This is a genomic window from Mesorhizobium sp. M2E.F.Ca.ET.209.01.1.1, assembly GCF_004010375.2.
Taxonomy (GTDB): domain Bacteria; phylum Pseudomonadota; class Alphaproteobacteria; order Rhizobiales; family Rhizobiaceae; genus Mesorhizobium.
Map to the genome: position 1 here is coordinate 1 of NZ_SADP02000167.1, position 465 is coordinate 465.

A 465-nucleotide genomic window follows, 5' to 3' on the forward strand; every position below is an offset into this window, starting at 1 on the left:
GCCCAAAAGCTCGCCGAGGCAGGGCTGCGTGGCCATCATTTCCACGACCTGGATTTCTGGCAGATTTACGATCCTGAGCGGCGTGTCGGCGTCCAGCTGATGCGGTCGGCCGACGCCTTTCCGCCCTGGGAGCCCGGCGCGCCGCTACGTGCCTTCCTGCACTGGGAATATGCCGCGCGGGGCATGCGACTCACCCATGGCGGCACGCTGGGTCTCGATGGCAAGGGCGTGCTGCTGGCCGGCGCCGGGGGCGCGGGCAAATCGGGCACCGTCGTTGCCGGCCTGCTGAACGGGCTGGACAGCGTCGGCGACGATTATGTGCTGATCGACCTCGACGACGGTGTAAGGGCGCGACCGCTTTTTTCGACGCGGAAGCAGGATCCCAAGGGATTCGCGCGGCTTGGCCTGGAAGGGCGGCTGGGGCCTGCACGGCCGCTCAACTGGCAAGGCAAGCGCGTCTTTCAC

Annotated in this window: 1 pseudogene; it reads left to right on the plus strand. The window is 67.5% G+C overall.

Features of this window, described 5'->3' with window-relative positions:
- Positions 1–465: pseudogene (locus EN852_RS35120) on the plus strand (serine kinase); the annotation flags it as partial.